Below are 15,954 nucleotides of genomic sequence, written 5' to 3' on the forward strand. Positions count from 1 at the left end.
ACGTCTGTCGGCCCATAAAATCTAACGGTCCGTCAGAAACTGCGGGAAGGGGCGGGACGTGGGGAACTTCTTGGCAGGCAAGACCATCGCCGTGACCGGTGCTGGGCGCGGCATCGGGCGCTCCGTCGCCCTCGCCTGCGCTGCCGAAGGGGCGAAGGTCGTGGTCAATGACTACGGCGTGTCCATCGAGGGCGGCGAGCCGACGTCGGAAGTCGCCGAGGCCGTGGTGAAGGAGATCGCTGCGACCGGGGGAGAAGCGGTCGCCGTCGCGGACGACATATCGACGATGGAGGGCGGGCAGCGGGTCGTCGACACGGCGCTCGCCCGGTTCGGCCGGATCGACGGCGTCGTGTGCGTCGCGGGCATCCTGCGCGAACGCATGCTGTTCAACATGTCCGAGGAGGAGTGGGATCCCGTGGTCGCCACCCACCTGAAGGGCACCTTCACCGTGTTCCGCGCAGCGTCCGCGGTGATGCGCAAGCAGGGGGGCGGAGCGCTGATCGGTTTCACCAGCGGCAACCACCAGGGTTCGGTCGCCCAGGCCAACTACTCGGCTGCGAAGGGCGGCATCATCTCGCTGGTGCGCAGCGCGGCGCTCGGGCTGCACAAGTACGGGGTGACGGCCAACGCCGTCGCGCCCGTCGCCCGTACCCGGATGTCCGCAGGCGTCCCCATGGAGCTGAAGGAGATCGGCGAGCCCGAGGACGTGGCGGCGCTCGTCGTCTACCTGCTCTCCGGACGGGCCCGGGAGATCACCGGGCAGGTCTACACGATCGCCGGACCCAAGATCGCGGTGTGGGCTCAGCCGCGCGAGCTGAGGGCCGCGTACGCCGAAGGCCCCTGGACGCCGGAGAAGATCGCCGACTTCCTGCCGGGGACCGTCGGTACCGACCCGATGCCCCTGCTCACCCAGCTGCAGGAGATGGCGCGGGCAGCCGCGGCCAAGGACCGTCCCAACGCGTAGGAGATGCCGTGGACTTCCGGTTCGGAGCCGATGACGAGGAGTTCCGCGCGGAGGCCCGCGCCTGGCTCAGTACCCACCTCACCGGTGAGTACGCGGACGCCGGCGGCGGCCCCGGCAGCGAGCACGAGGATGCCGGGGTGCGGCTCGACTGGGAGCGCGAGCTGGGCGCGCACGGGTGGATCGGACTCGGCTGGAACGCCGAGTACGGCAACCGCCGGGCGACCCTCACCCAGCAGGTCGTCTGGGCCGAGGAGTACGCACGGGCCCGGGCGCCCGGCAGGGTCGGGCACATCGGGGAGAACTTGCTCGCCCCCACCCTGATCGCCTACGGGACCGACGAGCAGCAAGCACGATTCCTGCCGGGCATCGCCCGCGGTGAGGAACTGTGGTGCCAGGGCTACAGCGAGCCGGGTGCCGGATCGGACCTGGCGGCGGTCCGTACCGCCGCCGTCCGGGACGGTGCCGGCTACCGGGTGACCGGCCAGAAGATCTGGACCTCGCTCGCCCGGGAGGCCCACTGGTGCTTCGTCCTCGCCCGCACCGAGCCCGACTCGCACCGCCACCACGGCCTCTCGTTCCTGTTGCTGCCGATGGACCAGCCGGGCCGCGTCGAGGTGCGGCCCATCCGGCAGTTGACCGGCACCAGCGAGTTCAACGAGGTCTTCTTCGACGGCGCAGAGGCCGTCGAGGTGGTCGGCGGCGAAGGGGACGGTTGGCGGGTCGCCATGGGGCTGCTGGCCCTGGAACGAGGCGTTTCCACCCTGGTCCAGCAGATCGGCTTCGAGGAGGAACTGGCCGAGGTGGTGCGGATCGCGGTCGACAGCGGCGCGGCCGCCGACCCGGTGTTGCGCGACCGGCTCGTACGGCAGTGGGCCGAGCTGCGCACCATGCGCTGGAACGCCCTGCGCACGCTGGGGCGCAACGACGACCCCGGCGCACCCAGCGTGGCCAAGCTGCTGTGGGCAGGCTGGCACCAGCGGCTCGGGGAACTCGCGGTCCAGGTGCGAGGTGCCGCCGCCATGGCGGGCCCGGGCCCCTGGTCGCCGGAGTACGAACTCGATCCCCTGCAACGCCTGTTCCTGTTCAGTCGGGCCGACACCATCTACGGCGGTGCGGACGAGATCCAGCGCAACATCATCGCCGAGCGCGTACTCGGCCTACCCAGGGAGCTGCGGTGAGAGGTGTCGTCTTCGACGGTGAACGGGTCGAGGTGGCCGATGACCTGGAGGTACGCGATCCGGGCCCCGGCGAGGTGCTGGTCGCCGTCGCCGCGGCCGGCCTGTGCCACAGCGATCTCTCGGTGCTCGACGGAACGATCCCGTTCCCCGTGCCCGTCGTGCTCGGGCACGAGGGCGCGGGAGTCGTCGAGGCGGTCGGCCCCGGCGTCGGCCACGTCGAGCCAGGCGACCACGTGTCGCTGTCGACGCTGGCCAACTGCGGGGCGTGCGCGGATTGCGACCGCGGCCGGCCCACCATGTGCCGCAAGGCGATCGGCCGGCCCCGGCAGCCTTTCTCGCGGGCGGGGCGGCCGCTGTACCAGTTCGCGTCCAACTCGGCCTTCGCGGAACGCACCCTGGTCAAGGCCGTGCAAGCGGTGAAGATCCCCGACACGGTCCCGTTCGCCTCGGCCGCCCTGATCGGCTGCGGCGTACTCACCGGCGTCGGGGCAGTCCTGAACCGGGCCGGCGTCGTACTCGGGGACACGGTCGTCGTCATCGGTAGCGGAGGCGTCGGCCTGAACGTGCTCCAAGGCGCACGGCTCGCCGGTGCCCTCACGATCGTGGCGGTCGACGCGAACCCGGCGAAGGAGAAGACGGCGCGACTCTTCGGAGCAACGCACTTCCTCACCTCGGTGGACGGGGTGCGGGAGATCCTGCCGGACGGCGCGGCCCACGTCTTCGAGTGCGTCGGGCACACGGCACTGGTCCGGCAGGCGATCGACCTGCTCGACCGGCACGGCCAGGCGATCCTGCTCGGCATGCCCGCCCCGACGGCGGAGGCCACCTTCCTGCCCGCTTCGCTGTTCCTGGACAAGTCGGTGCTGGGCTGCCGTTACGGCTCCTCGCGTCCGCAGCGGGACATCGCGCGCTATGCGCAGCTCTACCAGGAGGGGCGGCTGCTGCTCGACGAGCTGGTCACGCAGACGTACCCGGTGGAGGACTTCGCGAAGGCCGCGGAGGACGCCGAGCACGGGCGGGTGGCGCGGGGGGTGCTCACCTTCTGAGCTCACCGAGACAGCCCCGGCGTACTGAGGGATGGCGAGCACCACGACCGAGGTACGCCGGAAGGATGCGGGAGGGCCCCTGCCCGACTCTGTCGGCTTCCCGCTCCCGGCCCGGCGGGGGCAGGCCGCCGCGTCCTCGCCATGGAGGTGGTGACCGCCCACTGGTGAAACCTGGTGGTTGGGCCAGGGGCGCCGCTCCTGCTCTGCGCATCGAAGACCGAAGAGGGGAGCGGATGTGGCTGCCAAGGGTCCGTGTACCGCTGAAGACCGGCGGTAGAGGCCATCGGTAGGGTCAGCCGCATGACCGTCGCCCGTTCCGTTGCTCTGTTCGTTGTCGCTGCCCTCTTCGAGATCGGCGGCGCATGGCTGGTCTGGCAGGGCATCCGGGAGCACAAGGGCTGGATCTGGATCGGCGCCGGTGTGATCGCACTCGGCCTGTACGGGGTAGTGGCCACCTTCCAGTCCGAGGACAACTTCGGACGGGTTCTCGCTGCCTACGGCGGGATCTTCGTGGCCGGATCAATCGCCTGGGGCATGGTCGCTGACGGCTACCGGCCCGACCGCTGGGACGTCATCGGCGCGCTGGTGTGCCTTGCGGGCATGGCCGTCATCATGTATGCGCCCCGCGGCCACTGACTCCGGAGGCCGGCGACGGCGGCGACGGTCGCGTCGCCCTGACGGCGACGCCCGGTCCGCGGGCAGGGGCCGAAGGCCATCCGGCCGTGTGCCGGGTGCCCGCTCCGTCTCACGTGCTGAAGCGTCCGAACCGCCCTTGGTGGAAGAGCAGTGGGTTCCCGCCCCGCTCCGCGCCGAGCGCCTCCACGTGCCCCACCACGATCAGGTGGTCGCCGCCCGTGTGCACGGCGCGGATCGTGCAGTCGATCCACGCCGGGACGGACCGGAGCCTCGGGGACGCGGTCACCGGGGCCGGGGTGTGGGAGACGCCCGCGAACTTGTCGGCGCCGCTGACCGCGAAGGCGCGGCACAGCCGGTCCTGGTCCGCGCCGAGGACGTTGACGCAGAAGGCCCCGGCGCGGGCGATGCGCGGCCAGGTCGTCGAGGTCCGCGCCACCATGAAGACCACCAGGGGCGGATCGAGGGACAGCGATGCGAACGACTGGCAGGCGAAACCCGTCGGGCCGCCCCCCTCGGGGTCGTGCGCCGTGATCACCGTGACGCCGCTGGCGAAGTGTCCGAGCACGCGCCGGAACTCCTGGGCGTCCACGGGCATCCGCTCGTCGGCGCCGACGGTGCGCAGAGCCGGACGCGGAAGGGTGTCGAAGGGTTCGGCGGCCGTGGGGGCGCCGACGGATCTGAGGTAGCGGACGGCGGCGGCCGCCATCCCTGCGTGTCCCATCACACGTCCATTGAAACTGACGCTTCGTCAGATGAAAACCCCGAGGCCGGAAGGGAACGGCCGGGGGCTTGCGTTCGAGGTGCTCCTCCCACGCTCTCGAGACCTCCACAACCGCACGGGACGCCGGAGCCGCACACGTGCCGGCGCGCCACTCGGGCCGCGGCGGGCGGCAGGCCGGGCGTCGGCGCTCCTGGCCTGCGCCGGCGTTCGGCCCCGCACGGCCTTGTGCCCGCGGTCGACCGGGCCGCGCGGTGGTCGACCGACGGGCGGAACGGGCGATCGGGGTGCGGGCGGGGGTGTCGATCTTTGGCGGGGAATCGCCACGAGCGCGGGCCGTCGCCCACCAGTAGCGTGGGGGCGGAAGACTACCCCGGCAGCGTACGGAGCAGGAGAAATGGGCGATCCCTTGTTCATCAAGGTCTGTGGTCTGCGAACCGAGCAGGACGTGGACGCCGCCGTCGAGGCCGGTGCCGACGCGATCGGTTTCGTCTTCGCGCGGAGCCCCCGCCTCGTCGACGCCGCCACCGCACGACGGCTCGCGCAGCGCGTGCCGGAGGGGATCCTGACGGTCGGCGTCTTCCGCGACCAGCCGTTGGAGGACGTCCGCGCGCTGCTGGACGAGACCGCGATGCGTGCCGTGCAGCTGCACGGGAAGGAGGACCTGGCCTACTACGACGCGCTCCGGCCGGACGGGCGGACCCTGATCCGCGGCGTTGCCGTACGGGGCGACGTGCCCCGTCACGGGGAACGCGGCGAGGACATCCTGCTGCTCGACGCGCCGATCCCGGGCGCGGGCGAGACCTGGGACCTCACCGGCAAGCAGCTTCCGGTTCCCGGACAGCGGTGGCTGCTCGCCGGGGGGCTCGCCCCGCACAACGTCGCCGCGTCGGTGCGCACGGCACGTCCGTGGGGCGTGGACGTCTCCAGTGGCATCGAGACCAGCAGGGGCGTCAAGAGCCCGTTGCTCATCGCCGAGTTCGTCCGCGCCGCCCGTAGCGCCGCGTAACGTGCCGGGCGCCGCACGCCGGTTCCCGGACCGGAGCGCGCAAGCCCGTGGGGCGGCCGGTACCTGTGGCCGTACGGCATCGTGGCGCGCTCGGCCTGCCCCAGCGGAACCACGCCCCGCCGCACGCCTGCTCCCGGAGGGCAGCGCTGAGGTCGGCCATGTCAGGAGCGGTGGGAGCCTTCGCGGCCTTGGCGGAGTCGAACGACAGGAAGTCGACGGAGACCTTCTCCCGGCGGGTTGGTGGGCCGGGTGCTGCTCTCCCCCGGGCCGTGCCGCGGCCGGGCGTCGTCGAGCTGACGGTGGCGGCACCGCGCGCGGTGTGCGAGATCGGCGTCCGCTCAGCTTCCCCGGTACACCGGCGCCCGGCGCTCCACGAAGGCCGCGACGCCCTCGTTGGCGTCGCGCGTCGTCATGTTGATCTCCTGCGCCGCAGCTTCGGCCGCGAACGCACCGGCACGGTCGGCATCCAGCGAGGCGTTCACCAGCTGCTTGGTGAGGGCCAGGGCCCGGGTCGGCCCCTGGGCCAGGCGGGTCGCCCACGCGCGGGCCGTCTTCTCCAACGCGTCCTCGGGTACGACCCGGTTGACGAGCCCCAGCCGCTCGGCGTCGGCGGCGGACAGCTCGTCCCCGAAGAACATCAGCTCCTTGGCGCGCTGTGGTCCGACCAGTCGCGGCAGCAGGTACGCCCCGCCGCCGTCCGGCACGAGCCCCCGCCGCACGAACACCTCGATGAACCGGGCCGATGTGGACGCGAGGACCAGGTCGCAGGCGAAGGCCAGGTGTGCCCCGAGGCCCGCCGCGGTGCCGTTCACCGCCGCGATCACCGGCTTCTCGCAGTCGAGTACGGCCGTGACGAGGCGCTGGGCGCCGAGACGGATCGTCCGCGCCACGTCTCCCGCGACACGAGGTCCTCCCGGGGGCGCCCCCCGCAGGTCCGCCCCGGCGCAGAAGCCCTTGCCGGTCGCGGTGACGACCACGGCACGGACCTCGGGGTCGCCGGACGCCTCCGAGAGGAGCGTGATGATCCGTTCCCGCTGGTCCCAGGTGAGGGCGTTCATGGCTTCCGGCCGGTCGAGGGTGATCCAGCAGATGCCGTGCTCGGTCGTGTGGCGTATCAACGGGGCTCCAGGAAGTGGGGACGGGCCGGGTGTTCAGCGGCAGACGGCGAGCGCGTCGAGCGCCACCGCACCCTGCCCGCGGGGCAGCACCATCAGCGGGTTGACGTCCAGCTCGGAGAGGTCCGCGCCGAGTTCGAGCGCCATGCGCTGGACGCGCAGCACGACCTCGACGAGTGCGTCCACGTCCAGCGGGGGTCCGCCCCGGACCCCGTCCAGCAGAGCCCGTCCGCGCAGTTCGTCCAGCATCGAGCGGGCCTGCTCCTCGCCGAACGGCGGCACGCGGACCGCCACGTCCTGCAGCACCTCCACCAGCACCCCGCCGAGGCCCACCGTCACCGTCGGGCCGAACAGTTCGTCGTGGGTGACGCCCACGACCATCTCGACGCCCTTCTCGACCATCTGGCACACCAGGATCCCGTCCAGCCCGATGCCCTCGTAGCGGGCGACGTCGGTCAGTTCGCGGTAGGCGTCCCGTACCTGGCTGGCTGAGGTGAGCCCGATCTTCACGAGCCCCAGCTCCGTCTTGTGCGCCAGTTGGGGCGCTGATGCCTTCATCACCACCGGGTAGCCGACCAGCCCCGCGGCGCGGACGGCCGCCGCCGCGCTGGTCACCAGCTGCTCGCGGGGCACGCGGATGCCGTACGCCCTCAGCAGCTGTTTGGCCGAGTGCTCGCTCAGCCGGTGGCCCGGGCGGAGCAGTGCCTGTGCCTTGCGGAACGAGGGCGACAGGGTGCGGGGCGCCTCGTCGAAGGGCGAGCGGTAGCCGTCGGTGAAACGGTGGTGGTCGAGGAAGGCCCTGACCGCGGTGATGCAGTTGCCGAACGTACGGAAGGTCGCGACGCGCGAGGAGCCCAGTAGCGTCGTCCGGTACGCCTCCTCCGTCCCCACGGGCGAGCCCCAGACGACGCACACCAGCTTGTCCGTCGTCTCCGCCGCGTCCACGAGGTCCTGCGCGAGCTTGTCGCTCATCGGAGGGAAGGGGCCGGTGATCGGGCAGACCAGCACGCCGACCTCGGGGTCGGCGAGGATCGCGTCGATGATCTTCCGCCCGCGCCAGTCGCCGACGGGGTGTCCGCCGTTGTCGACGGGGTTGGACACGTTCAGGTACTCCGGTATCCACTGGTGCAGTTCGGACTGTCGGGCTTCGGACAGCTGCGGCAGCCGCAGTCCGGCGGCGGTCGCGAGGTCGGAGAAGTGCGCCCCGGTGCCACCCGAGATCGAGTAGACCGCCACGCCGTCGGTCCGCGGCCGCCGCGCCCTGGCCAACAGGGCTGCGGTGTCCTGGAGTTCGTCGAGCCCGTCGACGCGGATCACCCCGTACTGGCGCATTGCCGCGTCCACCACCCGGTCGGCGCCGGTGAGCTTCCCGGTGTGCGAGGCGGCCGTCCGTGCGCCGGTTTCGGTCCTGCCGACCTTGACGGCCACGACCGGGACGCCGCCCCGCGCCGCGCGGTCCGCGGCGAGCAGGAACGAGCGTCCGTCCTTGAGGCCCTCGACGTACGCGGCGATCGCGCCGACCTCGGGCCGGCCGGCGAAGTACGAGATGAAATCGGCGGTCTCCAGGTCGGCCTCGTTGCCGGTCGGCGCCCAGTGGGAGAGCCGCACGCCCAGCTCCTGCAGGGTGAACACCGGGCGGCCCTGGTGTCCGGACTGCGTGATCAGGGCGATGGCGGGGCCTTCCAGGTCGTCGCGGAACGTCTCGAAGGCGTTGAGATTGGTGTTCGGGCCGAGGAGCCGGATCCCGGAACGTTCCACCGCCGCCGCGAGCCGCTGCTGGGCCGCCGCGCCCGCCTCACCGGTCTCGGCGAAGCCGGAGGCGAAGGCCACCGCGAACTTCGCTTTCACCTGCGCGAGTTGCTCCACCACCGGCAATGGGTCGGCGATGAGCAGTACGACCAGGTCGACGGGCTCCGGCAGGTCCGTGACGGACGGGACGCAGGGCCGGCCGAAGACGGCGGTCCGGGACGGGTGCACGGGGTGCAGCCTTGCTCCCACACGGTCCGCCCACGAGATCAGCTGCCGGGTGATGCCGGCGTTCGGGCGTCCTTCGGCGTCGCTGGCCCCGACGACCGCGACGGACTCGGGGCGGAAGAACCGGTCGAGGTCGGGGACCGGCGCGTACAGCGGGCGCCCGCTGACGTCGAGGTCTCCGGCGACGGCGGTGACCGCCGCTGTGTCGTGTACGGCGTGGCGGGGCTGCTCGCCGCAGGCCACCACGCGGGCGCGGAGATCGGAGGTGAGGGTGCCGTGGGTCGATCCAAGCATCGTCCGCCCGCTCCTTGCTCGTCGGCCAAGTCAACTGACGTATTGTCAGATTACAGAACTGACGAACAGTCAGGAACGGTCGTGCAGGCAAAGGTCGCGCGGGTGGTGGTCGAGGAGCCCGCTTCCCGGGGTCGGTGTGCAGGATCTCGCGGGTACCCGGCGTGCGTCGAGGGTGCGCGGTCGGCAGGCGGAGGGATCCGGCCGTCCGGCCCGGAGTCGTGGCGGGGGCGTTCCGTCGAGGCACGCCCGGCGCACGAGGTGGTCGGGGTCGCGGTTCAGCGCGCGATCTGGCGGGAAAGCCGCTTCGCGATCCGGAGCGCATCCCGGGCGAGGTCGCGGAGGGCGCCGCTCACGGGGTGGTTGAAGCCCGTGAAGTACAGCCCGGGAGCTACTCCCGGGGTGCGGCCGCCGCGGGTCACGGGGCGGCCGTGGTCGTCCAGTACGTCGAGGTGGCCGACCAGGGACTCCAGGCCCCGGTCGTACCCGGTGGCCGCAATCACCACCTCGGGGTCGATGCGCGACCCGTCCACCAGGACCACCTTGGCGTCGTCGAAGGACTTGACCGCCGCCACGGGCTCGATGCGGCCGGTCTTCACGGCGCGCACCAGGCCCGGCACCTGCACCGGTATCGCGCCCTGGCGCACCCGTGCGTGGAGGCCCGTGCGTGGACGGGGCAGTCCGTGGGCGGCGAGGTCGGGAGCGAGGAGGCGTCGTACGGGGCCGCTGAGTGCGTCGGCCACCACGACCGGTACCCGGCGCATCAGGATCCCGGTGCGCTGGGCGGGCCAGCCGGCCGTGGCGCGGCGGACGATGTGCGGCGCGGTCCGCACGGCCAGGCGCACCCGCGCCGCGCCGCCCTCCACGAGGTCCACGGCTATCTCCGCGCCCGAATTCCCCGCTCCGACGACGAGGACGTCCTTGCCCGCGTACGGGGTGGCGTTGCGGTAGTCCGACGCGTGCAGCAGCTCGCCCGCGTAGTGGTCCCGGCCCGGCCACTCGGGCAGGCGCGGGCTGCGGTTGCGGCCCGTGGCGACCACGACGGCGCGTCCGGTCAGCACCCTGCCGCCCGTCGCGTGCAGTACCCAGTCGCCGCCCGACGGTTCTATCCGGGAGACCTCCACCCCCGTGACCAGCTCCAACTCGTGGGCCTCGGCGTACGCCTCCAGGTAGCGGACCATGGCCTCCCGCGTCACCCACCGGCCGGCCTTCCGGGGTATCGGGAGTCCCGGCAGCCCCGACAGGCGTCGGGTGGTGTGCAGGCGCAGCCGGTCGTAGTGGCCGCGCCACGACGCCGCCACGTCGTCGGCCCGCTCCAGCACGACCGCCCGCACCCCCCGCGCCCGGAGTGCAGCGGCGACGGCGAGGCCGCCGGGGCCTCCGCCGATGACGTACACGGGCCGGTCGTCGGTGCGGTCGATGTCTCTGAGGTCAGGCATGAATGCTGAGCGTAATGGCGCGGGCAATGGGTGGGTCTCGGCCAAGACGGGAATCGGTTGCGAATCGGTCACGACCGACGGCCCCTTGCGCGTGCACCACCCCATCCGCTGAACTGACGTACCGTCAGATCAATGAGGAGGGAGGTCTGGGCGTGTCGACCGTCTGGCTCACGGGTGAGGAATGGCTCGCCGTGCTCCGCATAGGGCTCGGCCTGTGGTGGCTGGAGAGCTGGCGCCACAAGGACAAAAGGGGCTGGTTCGAGCGCGGATCCGGTATCGCGTGGGCCGCGGATGTGGCTGGGAAGCACCGGTGGGCGTTTGTGAAGTCCGGCTTCGACGCGGTCGTCGCGCCCCGGCCCAGGGCCATGGCGTACCTCGTGGTCTACGCGGAACTCGCCCTGGGACTGGGCCTGATCGCCGGGTTCCTCACCCCGGTGGCCCTCCTCGGTGGACTCGTCCTCAACCTGCTCTACCTGGTGCTGATGATCCACGACTGGGCCGAACAGGGGCAGAACGCCATGATGGCGCTGATCTCCCTGGTGGCCTTCTTCGCGATGTCCTGGCAGGCGTGGTCCCTCGACCACGCGATGGGACTGTTCCTGTGACGCCCGGACCGCGCCACGACCTTCCCGAGACGGACGACTTCACCCGACCCTACTGGGACGCCGCCGCCGGGGGCCGTCTGCTGATCAGACGGTGCGGCGCCTGCGGGCGCGCCCACCACTACCCCCGGGAGTTCTGCCCCCACTGCTGGAGCGATGGCGTGGCCTGGGAGCGGGCGAGCGGCCGGGCCACCCTGTACACCTGGTCCGTCGTCCACCGCAACGACCTCCCGCCGTTCGGTGCCCGCACGCCCTACGCCGCGGCCGTCGTCGACCTCGCGGAGGGTCCGCGGATGATGACCGAGGTCGTGGAGTGTGCGGAGGCGGACCTCCGGATCGGGATGGAGCTGGAGGTCGCCTTCCGCCGGCAGGCCGCGGGGGTGGCGGTCCCGGTGTTCCGGCCCGCCGTCAGTCCTCCGGCGACAGGCAGAGCTGGGCGGTGACCACCGCGAACAGCAGCTCCGGATCGACGAACTCGCCCTCCACCGGCGGGCCGGCACGCCAGGACAGCGGGTAGGTGTTGCCGCCGGCCGCGGGGACGCCGACGTACTGGTCCCGCGCGCATGGCCCGAAACAGGCCGCGCCGGGCGGCCAGGGGTGCGCCTTGCTGCTGCCGGGCGGGAGGAGGAAGTACGTCCACCGCCCCCGCCAGGTCTCCCGCACCACCGGGCCCGGGCGCCCTCCCGTGGCCCGGACGAGGTGGTGGAGTACGGCTTCACCACGGACGCCGTGCACGCGTACGGCGTCGAAGTGGATTCCCGCGAGGTGCAGCCGCAGCCCGGACGCCGGAACCCAATCGGGGAGTTTCTCTCTGGTCATGCCTCCGAGCATCGCGCCGGTTGCGTAGCGTGACCAGAAGGACACGGCCCACATCGGGCAGATGTGGGGAGGGCGGTGGATGCTGTGGGGTCGGGCAAGGAACCCTCGCCCGCGCGGAGGCACGTGGGCGAGCTGGTCAGACTGCTGCGGGGGCTCGCGGACATGACCCAGCGCGACCTGGCGGAACGGCTGCTGATGTCGGAGTCGCTGGTCGGCGCGTACGAGCGCGCGGAACGCATTCCGACGACGGCGTTCCTGGTGGAGGCGGACACGGTGCTGGGGGCGAGGGGGGTGCTGGCGTCGTGCGTGTCGATGATGGAGGAGGAGAAGTACTCGCCGAAGTTCCTGAACTGGAAGCGCATGGAGGCGGATGCGACGAGCATCAGCGCGTACGAGACGATGCTGGTCCCCGGTCTGCTGCAGACGCCCGCGTACGTCCGGGCGCTGTACGAGGTGCGGGTGCCGATGTACGAGCCGGAGGAGATCGACCGGCACGTGGAGGCGCGGCTGGAACGGCAGGAGGTGCTGGACCGCAGGCCGAGGCCGATCGTCTCCTACGTTATCGAGGAGTCGGTGCTGCGCCGTCCGATCGGTGGCGGGGCGGTGCTCAAGGAACAGGTGGCGCATCTGCTGGAGTCGGTGCGCACCAGGAGCCACCTGACGGTGCAGGTGATGCCGACGGAGCGGGCGGTGCACGCAGGTCTGAACGGGCCCCTGAAACTACTGAGCACCCGGGAAGGACGGAATCTGGGGTATGCCGAGGGGCAAGGCGGGGCTACCTTGATCTCCAGGCCCGAAGAGGCGAACCGGCTGATCGACCTCTTCGGTGCACTGCGGGCCCAGGCCCTCACCCCCTGGGAGTCCGTGGCGCTGATCGAGAGGATGGCGGCGAGGCTGTGAACCCCGACCTGGTCTGGTTCAAGAGCAGTTACAGCGGAAACGAGGGCGGTAGCTGCGTCGAAGTCGCCTACGACTGGCGCACCTCCAGCTACAGCAACAACGAGGGCGGCGAGTGCGTCGAAGTCGCCTCCTGCCCCCACGCCGTCCACGTCCGTGACTCCAAGGTCCCGGGCGGCCCCGTCCTCACCGTCGCGCCCGCCGCCTGGGCGTCGTTCATCACCTCCGCGGCCGCTCACTGACCCGCACCCGGCCTCACACCCCGGCGGGGCCGGGGCTCCGCACCCGTGCCCGCAGGGGGTGTTGCGCTGCCCGGCCGTGCCCTCGCGTCCTGCGCGCCCGCACCAAGCCCACCCGTACGGGAACACGCTTGCGACCTGTCACGCCCGCAGGTGATACTCCAACTCCCCCCACTTCACTCCGCCATGCCGCTCTTCTGATCCTGTGGGGGACTCTGCCCGATCCGTGGTTCCGTGCGCGTGCCGCGTACGCCGTCCGCCGGTCCCTCGGGCCCGTGTGCGTCCGGCCGCTCGCGCGCCTGTGACTCCCGCCGGGACACGAGGACACCCCCCCGCGTCGTGGCGCGGAGGCAGCCCACCCCCCATCCCGATACCGCGCAGCCGCCGGCTGCGCCGATCACCGAGGTCACGTATCCGTTGAAGATGTCTCCCCGGGTCGTCCCGACCCCGATCACCCCTGCGCTGCCGGCGCCGGGCCATGACTTCCCGACAGCCGACCTGCGGCGCACCGTCCGGAGCCCGCGCCGCGCGCCCGCCGAGCAGGGCGGGGAGTGACCGTGGAGATCGCACGCATCGTCGCCCTGCTGGTGGTCTTCGGCATCAGCTTCCTCTACTACCGGCGCGTCACGAAGCCGTCCGGTTCTGCGCCCACCCCCGGTGCGGCCGAAAAGCTGGGCCTTCTTCCGCAGTCCCGCCAGAACGCCCTGCTGGCGTCCCCGGCGCCCGAGTTGGAACGGGCGCTGGCCGCCACCGCGGGCGGCGGGTGGGAACCGGCGGCGCGGCTGATGGCCGCGACGCGGGAGGGCCGGGACTGGGCGCGTAGGGCCCAGTGTGCTGACGCGCTCGGTTCGGTGGCCGGCAGGGGCGCGGACGAATGGCTGTGTGCCTGGGAGGAAGCCGTCGGCGCGGACGACCCCGACGTCGCGCTGGTTCGCCTGGAGGCGACGGTGACCCTGGCCTGGCACCTGCGGGGCGGCGGTTGGGCGAAGGACACCAGCCGGGAGCAGTTCGCGGGCTTCCACAACGCGCTGGAACGGGCACGGGGTGAGGTCGAGCGGGCCAAGGCCCTCGGTCCGGAGGACCCCACGCCGTACGTCTCCGAGATCCGCACGGCGCTCGGGCTCGGCTACCCGCACGAGGAGATGCACCGCATCTGGAACGAGGTCACCGCGCGGGACCCGTACCACTACGGCGCGCACGGCGCAGCGCTCAAGTACTGGTGCGCCAAGTGGCGCGGTTCGGAGGAGCTGGCCACGTCCTTCGCCCGTGACGCCGCGGCCGGAGCGCCGCTGGGCAGCCTGCTCGCGGTGCTGCCGCTGGTCGCCTGGTGGGAGCACCGCGGCGACGGTGCGAAGACCGCGGACTTCCGCGCCCCGCACCTGATGGACCTGGCCGACGCGGCCCTGGCGGACGTGGCGGCGGCCCCGCCCGGCGGGCCGGACACGGCGCGGGTGCGGCACTTCCTGGCGTACTTCCTGACGCGGCAGGGCAGGTACGAGGCGGCGTTGGAGCAGTTCCGGCTGGTCGACGGCTACGTGAACGGCGCGCCGTGGGCGTACTACGACGATCCGGCCGAGGCGTACTGCGTCTTCCGGGAGCTGGCGGCCCGGGGTGCGCGCAGCCGCTGAGGACCTGCGGGTCCGGCGGTGGTCCATGACGCGTCGTGGGGCCCCCCAGGGGAAGCTCCCACGGCGGTCACGTCACCGCAGCGTGTTCGGGAACGTCCGGCCGGAGCCTTCTCCACGTCTTCCTCTGACCGTCCGTCGTCCCGGCAACTCCCGTCAGCGGAACGTCACTCCAGGCGGAGGGCCGATCGCCGGGGGCGGGTCCCTCGTGCCGGTTGCGGGCCCGCCTCCGCGCCGCCGTGGGAACGAGGAGGACGAATCCCGGGCCAAGCGCGCCTACGGCCAGAGCAGCTCCCGCACCCATGCGCCCCCCTCGCGGCGGTAGCGCAGCCGGACGTGACGGCGCCGGACGTCGCCCTGGAAGAATTCGACCTCGTCCGGTTCGAGCACGTACGCCGTCCAGGTCTCCGCCGTCGCCTCCGGTTCGGTGGTGGCCCGCTCCCACGCGGCGTCGCTGGCGCTCTCCAACTCGGCGTAGGAAGAGAGCACTTCGCTCTGCCGCCCGACGAGGGCCGCGGCCAGCGCCCCGGTGGACCGTGCGTGGAGGTCGGCGTACGCCTCCTCCGGCGTGCCGGTGACGACCTGTCCGCGGACCCGCACCTGGCGGCCCTGCACCGGCCAGTAGAAGCCCAGTGCGGCGCCCGGCCGGGCGGCCAGCTGACGGCCCTTGGTGCTGGTGGCGTGCGAGGCGAAGTGCCAGCCCCGTTCGTCAGCCCCGTGCAGCATGAGGGTCCGCACGTCGGGTCGCCCGTCCTCGTCGACGGTGGCCAGGGTCATGGTGTGGGGCTCGGGCTGACCGGCCGCCGCGGCCGCCACGAACCACCGGTGGAACAGCGGCAGCGGCTCGGCCGGCGCGGAGTCCGGCGCGAAGGAGGGCAGTTCGGTGTCCCAGACCTGCAGGGACCGGAGCAGCCGGTGGAAGGCGTCGGCGTCGTCGGGCGCGTGTGTCATGCGCCGAGTGTCACACCCGGCCGATATCCGCCGACAGCCACCTCTCCGGGCGCATGTGGATCACGACTTGCTCGCCGTGCTCCTTCTCGGCGAACGCGAGGTAGCCCTCCACCTTCTCGGCCGGGAGGTAGCGGGAGGACATCTCGCGGAGCAGTGCGCGGGTGCCGGCGGCCGTACGTGTGACCGGTCCCTCGACGGATACGTAGCGGATGGTGGGCTCCAGTCGGTCGACGAGGAGGGTGAAGCGTCCCGCCGCGGTGATCAGCCGGTGCTTCCGCGAGTCACGCCCGGTCAGGATCCACACCTCGCCACCGGGTTCGTACTGGTACCAGATCGGCACCGACAGCGGGCCCCTGCCCTCCCCGCCGTCCACCGAGATCGCCGCGACATGGGGCTGTGCCAGGAACTGCTCGCGCTCCTCGCGGGTCAGTGCCATCGGAGGTCTCCTCTC

General features: G+C 72.2%; 17 protein-coding genes and 1 pseudogene. 11 read left to right on the forward strand and 7 right to left on the reverse strand.

All coding sequences use genetic code 11. From position 1 onward, the window contains the following. The first annotated feature begins 58 nt into the window (after nt 1-58). From ACFXOM_RS21920 to ACFXOM_RS21935, 4 genes are all read left to right on the forward strand, one after another. Nucleotides 59-964, forward strand: coding sequence for an SDR family oxidoreductase (locus tag ACFXOM_RS21920; RefSeq protein WP_384939299.1), 906 nt, complete (start codon nt 59-61; stop codon nt 962-964). Nucleotides 965-972: 8 nt separating this feature from the next. Continuing rightward, nucleotides 973-2,142, forward strand: a complete 1,170-nt coding sequence (locus tag ACFXOM_RS21925) for an acyl-CoA dehydrogenase family protein (RefSeq protein WP_384939301.1) — start codon at nt 973-975, stop codon at nt 2,140-2,142. Next, on the forward strand, nt 2,139-3,188 hold the full coding sequence (locus ACFXOM_RS21930) for an alcohol dehydrogenase catalytic domain-containing protein (protein ID WP_384947456.1): 1,050 nt from the start codon (nt 2,139-2,141) through the stop codon (nt 3,186-3,188). Before ACFXOM_RS21925 ends, ACFXOM_RS21930 begins: the two co-directional genes overlap by 4 nt. A gap of 300 nt (nt 3,189-3,488) precedes the next feature. Next, entirely contained in the window at nt 3,489-3,824 is a 336-nt protein-coding gene (locus ACFXOM_RS21935) for a YnfA family protein (protein WP_384939305.1), read from the forward strand. A gap of 109 nt (nt 3,825-3,933) precedes the next feature. On the opposite strand, the gene ACFXOM_RS21940 is transcribed toward ACFXOM_RS21935, so the two are convergent. Further along, on the reverse strand, nt 3,934-4,545 hold the full coding sequence (locus ACFXOM_RS21940; protein WP_384947454.1) for a flavin reductase family protein: 612 nt from the start codon (nt 4,543-4,545) through the stop codon (nt 3,934-3,936). 394 nt (nt 4,546-4,939) lie between these two features. Here ACFXOM_RS21940 and ACFXOM_RS21945 point away from each other — a divergent pair, with 394 nt between their 5' ends. Next, nucleotides 4,940-5,551: a phosphoribosylanthranilate isomerase gene (locus tag ACFXOM_RS21945; protein WP_384939308.1), complete on the forward strand. Its 612-nt coding sequence runs from the start codon at nt 4,940-4,942 to the stop codon at nt 5,549-5,551. Nucleotides 5,552-5,793: 242 nt separating this feature from the next. After that, a pseudogene (locus tag ACFXOM_RS21950) lies at nt 5,794-5,886 on the forward strand (LysR family transcriptional regulator); the annotation flags it as partial. Between the two features lie 3 nt (nt 5,887-5,889). On the opposite strand, the gene ACFXOM_RS21955 reads toward ACFXOM_RS21950, so the two are convergent. The 3 genes from ACFXOM_RS21955 to ACFXOM_RS21965 form a co-directional block, all read right to left on the reverse strand. Then, entirely contained in the window at nt 5,890-6,669 is a 780-nt protein-coding gene (locus ACFXOM_RS21955) for an enoyl-CoA hydratase/isomerase family protein (protein ID WP_384939310.1), read from the reverse strand. Nucleotides 6,670-6,702: 33 nt separating this feature from the next. Then, nucleotides 6,703-8,934, reverse strand: a complete 2,232-nt coding sequence (locus tag ACFXOM_RS21960) for an acetate--CoA ligase family protein (protein WP_384939312.1) — start codon at nt 8,932-8,934, stop codon at nt 6,703-6,705. Between the two features lie 275 nt (nt 8,935-9,209). Continuing rightward, nucleotides 9,210-10,370 (reverse strand): flavin-containing monooxygenase, encoded by a 1,161-nt coding sequence (locus tag ACFXOM_RS21965; protein ID WP_384939314.1) that lies wholly within the window; start codon nt 10,368-10,370, stop codon nt 9,210-9,212. Between the two features lie 152 nt (nt 10,371-10,522). Between ACFXOM_RS21965 and ACFXOM_RS21970 the strand changes: the two genes are divergently transcribed. Both ACFXOM_RS21970 and ACFXOM_RS21975 read left to right on the forward strand, forming a co-directional pair. After that, nucleotides 10,523-10,975, forward strand: coding sequence for a DoxX family protein (locus tag ACFXOM_RS21970; RefSeq protein WP_385038881.1), 453 nt, complete (start codon nt 10,523-10,525; stop codon nt 10,973-10,975). Next, complete coding sequence (locus tag ACFXOM_RS21975) at nt 10,972-11,415, forward strand: Zn-ribbon domain-containing OB-fold protein (RefSeq protein ID WP_385038884.1); 444 nt, start codon at nt 10,972-10,974, stop codon at nt 11,413-11,415. Before ACFXOM_RS21970 ends, ACFXOM_RS21975 begins: the two co-directional genes overlap by 4 nt. Here ACFXOM_RS21975 and ACFXOM_RS21980 read toward each other — a convergent pair. Beyond that, nucleotides 11,381-11,791 carry a hypothetical protein gene (locus ACFXOM_RS21980; protein ID WP_384939319.1) on the reverse strand — a complete coding sequence of 137 codons (411 nt, stop codon included), beginning with the start codon at nt 11,789-11,791 and terminating at the stop codon, nt 11,381-11,383. The two genes, ACFXOM_RS21975 and ACFXOM_RS21980, sit on opposite strands and share 35 nt — an antisense overlap. A 123-nt stretch (nt 11,792-11,914) precedes the next feature. Between ACFXOM_RS21980 and ACFXOM_RS21985 the strand changes: the two genes are divergently transcribed. From ACFXOM_RS21985 to ACFXOM_RS21995, 3 genes are all read left to right on the forward strand, one after another. Next, on the forward strand, nt 11,915-12,691 hold the full coding sequence (locus tag ACFXOM_RS21985; RefSeq protein ID WP_384939321.1) for a Scr1 family TA system antitoxin-like transcriptional regulator: 777 nt from the start codon (nt 11,915-11,917) through the stop codon (nt 12,689-12,691). Next, the gene (locus ACFXOM_RS21990) at nt 12,688-12,930 is read left to right on the forward strand and encodes a DUF397 domain-containing protein (RefSeq protein ID WP_384947447.1); all 243 of its coding nucleotides are present in this window, start codon (nt 12,688-12,690) and stop codon (nt 12,928-12,930) included. The genes ACFXOM_RS21985 and ACFXOM_RS21990 overlap by 4 nt, the downstream gene beginning before the upstream one ends. 554 nt (nt 12,931-13,484) lie before the next feature. Further along, a complete protein-coding gene (locus tag ACFXOM_RS21995) occupies nt 13,485-14,555 on the forward strand; it encodes a hypothetical protein (RefSeq protein WP_384947444.1) in 1,071 nt (356 codons plus the stop codon). Between the two features lie 273 nt (nt 14,556-14,828). On the opposite strand, the gene ACFXOM_RS22000 is transcribed toward ACFXOM_RS21995, so the two are convergent. Continuing rightward, nucleotides 14,829-15,503, reverse strand: coding sequence for a pyridoxal 5'-phosphate synthase (locus ACFXOM_RS22000; protein ID WP_384939331.1), 675 nt, complete (start codon nt 15,501-15,503; stop codon nt 14,829-14,831). 10 nt (nt 15,504-15,513) lie between these two features. After that, complete coding sequence (locus ACFXOM_RS22005; protein WP_384939332.1) at nt 15,514-15,939, reverse strand: pyridoxamine 5'-phosphate oxidase family protein; 426 nt, start codon at nt 15,937-15,939, stop codon at nt 15,514-15,516. Nucleotides 15,940-15,954 lie beyond the last annotated feature (15 nt).

Origin of the sequence: Streptomyces sp. NPDC059169 (assembly GCF_042755225.1) — a bacterium.
Taxonomy (GTDB): Bacteria; Actinomycetota; Actinomycetes; order Streptomycetales; family Streptomycetaceae; genus Streptomyces.